The following is a 9077-nucleotide window of genomic DNA, read 5'->3' as shown; positions in this document are numbered from 1 at the left end:
ATGATTGGATTTTTGTTGGTAATGGTGATGGCCGACGGCTGGCAAGGCGGCGTGGTGCCGCAGGGCCTCTATAAGACCGAGGCCGAATGTCAGCAGGCCGGCCCTCGCTGGGTGATCCACAACAACAATATTGGCCACCCCTCAACGTTCTACTGCCAGAAGAAGGTGGTCCCCAAAGGGCAAAGATGGAGCGAGGAGGGGATCACGCCGCAGATGCGCGAGAAGTGGTCAAAGCAGCAAGCCGAGAAGTACAAGAACATCACCTACCCCATGCCGGACCCAGCCTCTATTGAGCCAGCGCGTTGAACTGCGTCGGCATGAACAGCGGATGGATGGCGCCGGCTTGTTTCGCCAGTTCCGTTGCGCGCGCTGGGTCACGATACAGCCGCTGGGCCAGCACCATCGATGGCATCGGCTGCGGGATCGCCACTTGCGTGATTCGCGCCAACGACCCGCCTCTTGCCGTCAAATCCGCCACCACCGCAGTGCGTAAATTGCGCAACGCCAGATAGCTGGCCATATCCCCCGCATCCGCAGCTGCTACCGCCTCGTTTTCCACTAGCAGAGCAACCCGCGCCCGCAATGCCGCCGCGTCGTCATAGCTGACCGGCTGATAGTCGGCGACCGATCGGCATACGCCAATGACCGACGCGCGGCGCATCATGGTCACAGTCAGTTGCTGGGCCGTGGTCATGGCTTTCCCCATTGGCGAGGTGTCGACGTTTTGCGGCATCGGCATCTGATGCAGGGCGGTCAGCACATTGATTGCGTCCATGGGGCTGATGCAGGACGCACATAGAGCCTGAACCGATTGCGTTACCGCGGTCGGCAACGGCTGGATGGCGGATGCCTGAGCACCCAGTCGGCCAGCGGCTGTTGCCACGGCGCCAGCGGCCACCGAGACGGTTTGACGCTGCACGGCACTGGCAGCGACTGCGCGGCGGGTGGGCGAGGGGGTTGGGCTGCTGGGCGCAGCCACCCCGCGCGGATCACCGTAGCGATTGGCAAAGCTATCCATCCGCTGCAACTGGCCCGCAATGCCAGCAACCGAGTTGTAAATGCTCTTGGCGGCATTGACCACCTGATTGATCCGAGTGACCCATTGCGCGGCGACATTGACCACGGCTTGCACCACGGCGACGCCTTGCTTCACTTGGTTGATCAGCCCGGCAACGAAATCAGCCTCAACTGATAGGCCGGCCTGGTCCGCCAGGTCGCGCAGCCAGCTGGCGGTGTCCTGTTGCTCTCCCGGGAACTCCCGGTCGCCGGCCTCGATGAACTGCATCGACAACTCGATATAGCGGCCCTGGTCCCAGCGCTCGGACACACGCATCGGGCCTAGGCTGACATAGAGCGTGCCCAGCGTCGGGTGAACCAGCTCGCCGCGCCCCTCCTGCTCGGCGGCGGCGATCATCTGCTGCATCTGGCTGATGACATCGTCGCCAACCAGGAAGCCGATCATATTGATGCGCCGGCCGCGCCGGCCCATATCCTCGACCCACAGCACGTCGCGGTTGGGATACTCGTGCTCGGCCAGCCGGCGACCGAACTCCCCATCGGAGGCTAGCACCGCAAACGGAATGCCGCGATAGCTGGCCGGGCGCAGTTGGTCCCAGTAGGACTGGCCACCCAGCCCCAGCGCATTGGTCAACTGGCCGGCAGCGGAGACAACGCCATCCAGCGCGCCGGCGGCTCGGCTGACAGTGTTCAGGACGTCTTGGAAACTCATGGCGTTATCATCTCCGGCATCGGGTAGCTGTATCGCGGGGTATTGCTCGCCACCGCAGGACCTCCCGTTGCTGTGGCGCGCGCGCCGGCCGGAAGGCCGCTGACAGCCACTTGCACCTTCATGTCGGAAAGTTTGGTGACTGCGTCTTGCAGCGACTTCAGCTGCTCAAGCAGCATTTTCTGCGAAGGCTCCACTACCGCGGCATTGCTCGTGGCGGCCGAGGAGGCGGCCGCTACAGGAGAGGCCAAGGGCTTGACCGCCTTTCCGCTTCCGGACCTTCCTGAGTATGTCGCAGCCGACGCGGCAGAGGCTTCCAGCATCTTCTGGGAATATGGATTGTTGCCATTCTCGTGAACGATCATGGCATCCATCAACGATCGAATCACCTCAGGCCGGCTCATGTCCAGCGCCTGACTACCGCCAACCCCCATGCGCTTAGCCACTGCCGACACATAGGCCGCTGTGTTGTTCTCGGAACTTGGGGCCCATTTCTGCACAATGTCACTGACAGAATTAAGCCCAGAGTTGGAGTAGCGCTTGAGCTGCTTCGCCATGGCATCTAGCCCGGCTTGCGGTGAATCGAACACGGCAAACCGGCCGCCAGCGCCGCCTTCTTTAACTGCGCCGGCCTGGCCAACAAACTGCAGGTTGCCTGGGTTGTTGTTGCGGATCCCGCGCGGCATGGCTTTTGTGCTCTGCGCCTTCTGCGGGAGTGCCGGCTGCGCCGCCTGCTTCAGCTTCTGGCCGGGCGTGGCGGGGGCCTCCTCATCTTCCGTCCATCCTGCTGGCTTGGCATTCGGGTTCTCTTTGATGTAACGCTTCATATACTCAAGCGCTTTCTCATCTCCGAACTCAAGCGTGGGCTGGTATGCCTTTTTCGCATCGGCCTTCAGGTCAGCGAATTCCTTGCTTTGCAGGTCCAGCCCATGCCAGCTTCTCGAGCCAATGCCATAGCGCTTTTGATTGGCCTGCACCATCGCGTTTTCACCGACGTTCAGCTCGTCGGATTGCAACAGCAAGCTCAGGCCCAGAGAGATGCGGCTCGCGAGCTCGCCAAAGAAGGGCAGCGTCGCGCGGGTGATTTTGTCCAGGCCGGCCTTGGCCGCGGATTGGCTTGCCGCGGCGGTAGCTTCGCCGGCGACCGCCTTGCCGAGGTTGGTGGCCACGGACTCGATCAGCCGTTCACCTAGGCTGGACATCACCTTCTTGACCGCCCATGCGCCGCCGAGTCCCACGCCGGCCACGCCGGTCAGCGTCATGCCGGGATGCTCCGATAGCATCTTGGCTGCGCCCTCCATAATCTTGCCGTAGATCGGGCCCACATAATCGCCCAGCCAGTTGCTGGCGCGCTGATGCCCCAGGCCGGCTTCACGTTCGCTGCGCTTGGCCGCGTCTGCCTCTTTCAGCTTCTCCGGCGATTGGACGGCGCCCATCTGCTCGGTTTTGCGCATGTCGTCTTCCAACTTCTTGCGCCCATCCATCAGCATCGGCATCAAGCCTTGAACGCCGAATTGGCCGGCGATCATCGCCTTGGTTTGCGGCGACATCTTGTCGTTTGCCATCACCTGCGACAAGTCCTTCAGCGCGGCGGAGGTATCGATCGCACCATCCTTGGTGCGGCGGATTGTGATGCCCAGGCGGTTGAGCATGGCCAGCGCGGCCATATTGCGGCCATTGGCCGCATCATTGAGCGTGGTGCCCAGCGATCCAATGCCACCGTCCAATTGCTCGGCTTCGATGCCGGCCAGCTTGGCGGCGCCACGCAGCTTTTGCAGCTCATCGGTGCCCACCCCGGTCATTTGCGCGGTTCGCAGCACGGAGTTGCCATAGCTGGCCCAGCTGCTGGCGGAGGCGGTGATGCCGGCAACAATGGCGCCGCCGGCGATGGCCGACACCGGCGCCGACAGGTTGCTGGCGGTATTGCCCAGCGCGCTGCCAACGGACTGAATTTTCTTGGCCAAGCCCTCAAAGCGCTGGGTGACGCGCTGCTCAAGCTGGGATTTGGACAGGTCGTCGACCTTCTTGCCAAGCGCCATTTTGGCGGCGAACTTTCCAAGCCGGCCTTCCAGCTTCTGGATAATCGGGCCGGCCTGGTCGTCCGCGGTGATGCGGATCCGAAATTGATTGTCAGTTCCCGCCATCACACATCCTCAGCATTTGCGATCGCCACCAGTTCAGGCGCGACCAGGTTAGGCCCCAGGCATCATGAGGCCCCCAGCTGTAAAACCGGGTGACCTCAGCCACGATATCCATCCAGTTGGATGGCAAGGCGCCTTCTGGGGCGATCAGACAAAATTTGCCAGGTACTCCTCGGCGGCCTTGTAATCGCGCGCGCCGATACGGCCAATGGCAGCCACCGGGTGGCCGCTGACCAGCGAGATCAGAAACTTGCTGCCCGCGATATGGCCGTTCTTCTGGTACTCCTTGGAGAATTTCTCCAACTCGTCCAGCGTCGGCTCGCGCAACTCCAGAACGTGAATCTGTTCGCCGCCGAAATCAATCGGCTTGCGCAGCGTCAACGTCAGCTCATCCGGCACTTCAGGTTTGTTTTCGTCCACCATCATGCCTCCTCGACGCTGGCGCTTTCCCATTTCACATCGATGGTGCCTTCCACCGAATCGACTTCAGGGAATTCCACCGTCCACATGTTGCGTCCCACGATGTTTTTACCGTTGGCCAGCTGCAGGGTGACGGTGACGTTGGTCATCTGGTTGAGTTGAGCGACGGTCAGGCCACCGCTGTCGCGCAGTTTGGCCTTGATATAGCCGGGCACTGGCTCTTCCTTGTAGCCGTGCACGCCGTCCTTGCCGGTCAGCGTTTCACGTTTGACTTTGGCCGGGCTGTAGCCGAAGTCGCCGGCCACCAGATACGAGGTGCCATTGACGCTCAACTGGCAGGTGCCGGCTAGCAGGTAAGTGTTGTCTACTGCCATGTTTGCTCCCAGAAATGCGAAACGCTGCCCAAAGGCAGCGCTCCATTGCGTGGCGGCTTACAGCAGCCGGAATTGGTTGAGCAGCGCGAAGATGCGCAGCTGGTTGATCAGCGTCGGCGGGAACAGCACATTGACGCGGCCCGGGTTGCTGGGGTCCAACTGCACAACCAAGCCGGACTTGAAGGCGTCGCCGTTCTGCACCAGCCCTTGCGACTCCAACTGCCGGTACGCGGCCACCAGTTCGCCCTTGATGATGGAGGGCGTCACGATGTTGGAGCCTGGGGCGTAGCGGGTCCCGTCGGCGGCCAGCTTTACCCGGGCATACTTGCTGGTGACCATGGTGCGCAGGAATCGCATCACGTAGGCCAGGGTATGCAGCGTTTCCACTTCCAGGTAGCTGTTGTCGGGGTTGCCGAACGCATTCTTCTGGTAGGTGGTGATCAGGTTCTCGATGGCGACCGTGCCATCCTGGGCCACCGTGAAGGTGCTGATGCCGTCGTACAGCAAGGTGTTGCGGTCGGTCAGTTGGAAACGGCTTTGAACCGGCGGCGCCAGAACGCCGGCCAGCGGCACTGTTTGCAAGGGCTGGGCCGGGTCGGCGCGCGTACTCACCGCCACGGCTCCGCCCAGCGCGGCCGCCAACAGCCAGTTCGGCGTCGGGCTGTCGTTGAAGCCCATCACGGTTTCATGCTGATTGTTGCGGGTGACGCCGAAGGTGGTCAGCGCGCCCAGCGTGCCGCGCAGAGCGGTGAACACGTGACCGTACAGCTGCTTGGCGTAGCTCCAGCGACCGGTTTGATCGTTCATGAACTGCTGCAGGGCCGACAGACTGGTGGTGTCGTTGTACGGGCAGACGATGAAGTCGAACGGCTGGTCGCCCAGGTTGGCCAAGGCCGCCGACAGACTGGGCGCGGTGGCCCCGCCGGTCAGGGCCGTGATCTGCACGCCGAGGCCCACCGGCATGGTTTCGCCGCCAATCGGGCCGAGGTAGTTCAGCCGCAGGTCGATGTCATTGCCGCACGGTCCCTTGTTGACTGCGGTGATCGTCACCAGCGCGCTGTTTGCCGTGTTGGTGGCTTGCACCGGACAACCCGCGTCCGCGGACAGAGTGGTGGCGATGAATGCTGCGATTTGCGCCGGCGTTTGGGTGGGCAGCACCGGGATGGCGTAACGGATGCCGGCAACGTACAGATAGAGCGTGCCGCCGGCGGTGGGCGCGCTGGCTATGGTGATGCTGCCGCTGGCTGCGGTGGCATTGCTGTCATCGGCCAGCGGAAGATACCAGACTTCGCCAAACTGGTCGTTCTTGCGATACCAGGCGGTCATCAGCGCCAGCATGGAGTTGGGGCCACCCACTGTTTGGGCATCGGTCACGCCCTGGCTGATCACCGGGACATTGGGTACCGTGCCGGCCGTGATGGCGGCCGCGGTCACCTGGCCAATGATCAGCGCGCGCTGGTTGGCCTGCGCCGTGTTGGCGCGGCTATTGTCCAGTTCGGCATAGAACAGCGGCACCCGGATTTGCTGCGGAATGTTCTTGAATGGGATGGTCATTTGTCACCGCCTTTCTTGACGGATGTGGCGGACTGGGCCGGAACCTCCGGCGCCGCTTGCACGACATCGCCATCACGCAGCCGGCGCTGCCAGTAGTCGGTGTCGGGCACCTCCCGGCCGGCGGCCGGCAACAGGTCAAGCAGGTCGGGGTCGCGGATGGCGAAACCGTCCTTGGGTTTGACGTACATGGATCACTCCTGAGGAATGGGGAAATCAAATTCGACCGGCGGAGTCACTCCATTTCCGGTGGTGGCGATGGCTGTGCCATTGATGTCGGTGAGCGGCTGGGTAACGGGCAAGGCAAACAGCTCGGGATACTCGAAGTCGAAACGCATCCAGGCTTCGCCCAGGTGGTCTCGCTGCTGGGCGCTAACCTCGATCTCGGTTTCCACCGCCAGCACTTGCTGAACCATGCGCAACACGGCGGAGTTAGTCAGTACCGCGTTTTCAATCTGATCACACAGCGTGTCCAGCAGGCTCTCTACCTGGCCGGCATTGGCTGCCGCCACCCGGGCGTTGACCGCCACCGTTGCCGTGGTCAGAAACTGCGGCGCGCCAACAGGGCCACGGCCCTGTTTTCGCTCCATAGGGGTCTGCACCAGGATCAGAGGCATGCCTGGCGGGGTAACCGGTAGGTCACGCGGGGCATAAACCTTCTGCCCCGCCAGGGTGTTCGCCGCCTGCAAAGCCGCTACCACCGCATCGCGCAATTGAGTACGGTAAAGCATGTCAGCCTCCGGACACAAAGGTCAGCAACAACTTGATGGCGCCGTGCCCATCGGGATGAACGTCAGCCACCGAGTAGGTAGCATTGTCCCGCTGGACGGTGATTTGGTCGCCCTGTTGCGGCGGAAACGGCAGCTCAGCCGCGCGGATGCCCAGCACCGGCTGGGCGGTGGAGGTGTAGATCGCGTCGCCCAAGCCGTCGACCGCGTGGTAGGCCTCATCGAACACCCCGGTGATGCTGAGTGACTGGCCGGTAACGGTGGTGTACGTCACCGGCTCGCCAAAAACACCTTGCAGAGGGGAGAGGACCATGGCGTCCCAGTCGATCACGATCAGCCCTCGGCGCGGCCGGACATCAGAACCTCAGGGCGGGTGCAGATGAACAGCGGGTAGGAGTAGGTCTCCATTTTCCACCACATGCGGCGCTGCTGGTCGAAGATCGGCAGCACGTACACCGGTTTGCCAGGAGTGTTCACCCAGTCCACCGTTTCGCCGGGCGCATTGGCTTCACGGAAGATGCCGGGAGCACCTACCGGGAAGAATTTGACCTTGTCGTCGGGGATCTTGATCGTGGCGTTGTCGTCCGATCCGCGGTAGTTCCACCAGCGGATGCCGCCAAACTCGAACGAATCGAATGCGCCCCCTTGGCCGTTGTTGCGCAACTCAGCAGCGTCGCTCCAGTTCAAGAAGGTGCGGATCACGTCCGGGTGGTTGGAGAACAGGTCATAAAAACCATCGCCGCAGAGGGCGTGAACGCGGGTGTTGGAGGTGAACGAGCCTTGGGCGGCGCGCGCCATGGCGCGGGTGATGCCGTTGCAGATCGGACGCAGGGTATTGGCAGCCGCAGCAGCGAGATTGAACGCCACTTCCGGTGCCTGATTGATGCCGAACTCGTCGAACCAGTTGTACAGAATGCTGCCGTCGCCGGGGTTCAGACACAGGCCCTGTACAGCGGCCAGCCGCAGATATTCCTTGGTGTATTCCACCGATGCCAGCAGGCCGGTGGGGCCGGACAGCCGGCGTGCCACCTCAGTCTCTACTTGCATCAGCACCGATTCTTGGCCGAATTCACGGATGCCTTGCAGCTCCTCGGCATAGACGGTGTCATCGTGCATCAGGCGCGGCACATCGAAGTAGCGCATCTTGCGCTTCTCGGTGGTGCGCTGGGTGCCTTCGGCACCGCGCTCGCTGAACGGGATCAGCACCAGTTTACCTTGGCGCTCTTCAACGGCCAGCGCTTTGGTGCGGATCGGATTGGGATCGAAAATGTCGAGTTCGCCCAGGCCGCTAGGTTGGAAGGGGTTGCGTTGTACAGCATCGGTCAGCGTGATGGCCGAGAACGCATCCTGGTGAAAGATGTCGAGGATATTGCCGGACATGGATCAGCCTTTCGGAAATTTAAAAACCGCCCAGTGGGCGGCTTTTCAAATTTGGGGGTATTGGTATCAGCGAACGAGGAGGTGGGCTTGAGCCAGTTGAGAAACCGCAGCGGCCTGCTGGGTCGGCGTGATACCCGTCGGCCAAATCAACTCGGAGCCGTTCACTTCCGCCATGCGAACAACCCCCAGGGCAGGCTTGGGGCCAGCGGTCACATCCTTGGTAGCGAACAGTACGCCTGCGGCCACTTGGGAGCCATCCGATGCCGTCGGATTCAGCGGCCGCCACTGGCCGGTGGTTCCTGGCGACGTGACGGTGATGCTGAACGAATCACCTGCAGCAAACGCTTTACTGCCCGCGGCCACGGTAAAGACCATGCCATCGGCGTCGAAAGCGGTGCCGACCGGCTGGTCGACGTTGTTGAAGTTGTTCGGGCCGGTAACGCTGAACACCGTCGGCGCCGTCAGGGTAACGGTGAATACACCTGCAGGAGTGAACCCGGCCTGGGGCTGGGTGCCGATGGTGAGCGTGCCATTGCCGACGTTGGTCGCTCCCGCGGCAGCAGTTGCGGCCGGGGAAGAATTGCTGGTCGATATCTGGCCCAATACCGTGCCGGCCAATACCAACTGGCCTCCGGTCAGCAGAATCTGGTCGCGCGATTGATGCCCGGGCGCTTCCGAAACCATGAATCCGCCGTTATGCCACCACTCTTGCAGTGGGGCGACAGTAGGGTTACCCATGTGTCTATATCCTTTCGAA

11 protein-coding genes are annotated in these 9077 nt (G+C 62.2%); 1 reads left to right on the top strand and 10 read right to left on the bottom strand.

Features of this window, described 5'->3' with window-relative positions; all coding sequences use genetic code 11:
- On the top strand, positions 1 to 306 hold the full coding sequence (locus VI26_RS18105; protein WP_156183946.1) for a hypothetical protein: 306 nt from the start codon (positions 1 to 3) through the stop codon (positions 304 to 306).
- Here the strand turns inward: VI26_RS18105 and VI26_RS18100 are convergent.
- The 10 genes from VI26_RS18100 to VI26_RS23365 all read right to left on the bottom strand — a co-directional run bounded on the left by VI26_RS18100 (position 287) and on the right by VI26_RS23365 (position 9058).
- Positions 287 to 1729, bottom strand: coding sequence for a DNA circularization protein (locus VI26_RS18100; protein ID WP_048411154.1), 1443 nt, complete (start codon positions 1727 to 1729; stop codon positions 287 to 289). The genes VI26_RS18105 and VI26_RS18100 overlap by 20 nt on opposite strands.
- Entirely contained in the window at positions 1726 to 3870 is a 2145-nt protein-coding gene (locus tag VI26_RS23375) for a hypothetical protein (RefSeq protein WP_053074499.1), read from the bottom strand. Before VI26_RS23375 ends, VI26_RS18100 begins: the two co-directional genes overlap by 4 nt.
- A 144-nt stretch (positions 3871 to 4014) precedes the next feature.
- Entirely contained in the window at positions 4015 to 4293 is a 279-nt protein-coding gene (locus tag VI26_RS18090; protein ID WP_197081527.1) for a phage tail assembly protein, read from the bottom strand.
- On the bottom strand, positions 4290 to 4661 hold the full coding sequence (locus VI26_RS18085) for a phage tail tube protein (protein WP_048411152.1): 372 nt from the start codon (positions 4659 to 4661) through the stop codon (positions 4290 to 4292). Before VI26_RS18085 ends, VI26_RS18090 begins: the two co-directional genes overlap by 4 nt.
- 57 nt (positions 4662 to 4718) lie before the next feature.
- Positions 4719 to 6215, bottom strand: coding sequence for a phage tail sheath subtilisin-like domain-containing protein (locus VI26_RS18080; protein ID WP_048411151.1), 1497 nt, complete (start codon positions 6213 to 6215; stop codon positions 4719 to 4721).
- On the bottom strand, positions 6212 to 6403 hold the full coding sequence (locus VI26_RS18075; protein WP_048411150.1) for a DUF2635 domain-containing protein: 192 nt from the start codon (positions 6401 to 6403) through the stop codon (positions 6212 to 6214). Before VI26_RS18075 ends, VI26_RS18080 begins: the two co-directional genes overlap by 4 nt.
- A gap of 3 nt (positions 6404 to 6406) precedes the next feature.
- Positions 6407 to 6943: a hypothetical protein gene (locus VI26_RS23370; RefSeq protein ID WP_053074498.1), complete on the bottom strand. Its 537-nt coding sequence runs from the start codon at positions 6941 to 6943 to the stop codon at positions 6407 to 6409.
- 1 nt (position 6944) lies between these two features.
- Entirely contained in the window at positions 6945 to 7253 is a 309-nt protein-coding gene (locus tag VI26_RS18065; RefSeq protein ID WP_156183945.1) for a hypothetical protein, read from the bottom strand.
- 20 nt (positions 7254 to 7273) lie between these two features.
- Positions 7274 to 8320, bottom strand: a complete 1047-nt coding sequence (locus tag VI26_RS18060; protein ID WP_048411148.1) for a major capsid protein — start codon at positions 8318 to 8320, stop codon at positions 7274 to 7276.
- A gap of 66 nt (positions 8321 to 8386) precedes the next feature.
- Positions 8387 to 9058 carry a head decoration protein gene (locus VI26_RS23365; protein ID WP_053074496.1) on the bottom strand — a complete coding sequence of 224 codons (672 nt, stop codon included), beginning with the start codon at positions 9056 to 9058 and terminating at the stop codon, positions 8387 to 8389.
- Between the last annotated feature and the right edge of the window lie 19 nt (positions 9059 to 9077).

The organism is Chromobacterium sp. LK1, from assembly GCF_001043555.1.
GTDB classification, from domain to species: domain Bacteria; phylum Pseudomonadota; class Gammaproteobacteria; order Burkholderiales; family Chromobacteriaceae; genus Chromobacterium; species Chromobacterium aquaticum.
This window is presented reverse-complemented; position numbering and strand designations above follow the sequence as displayed.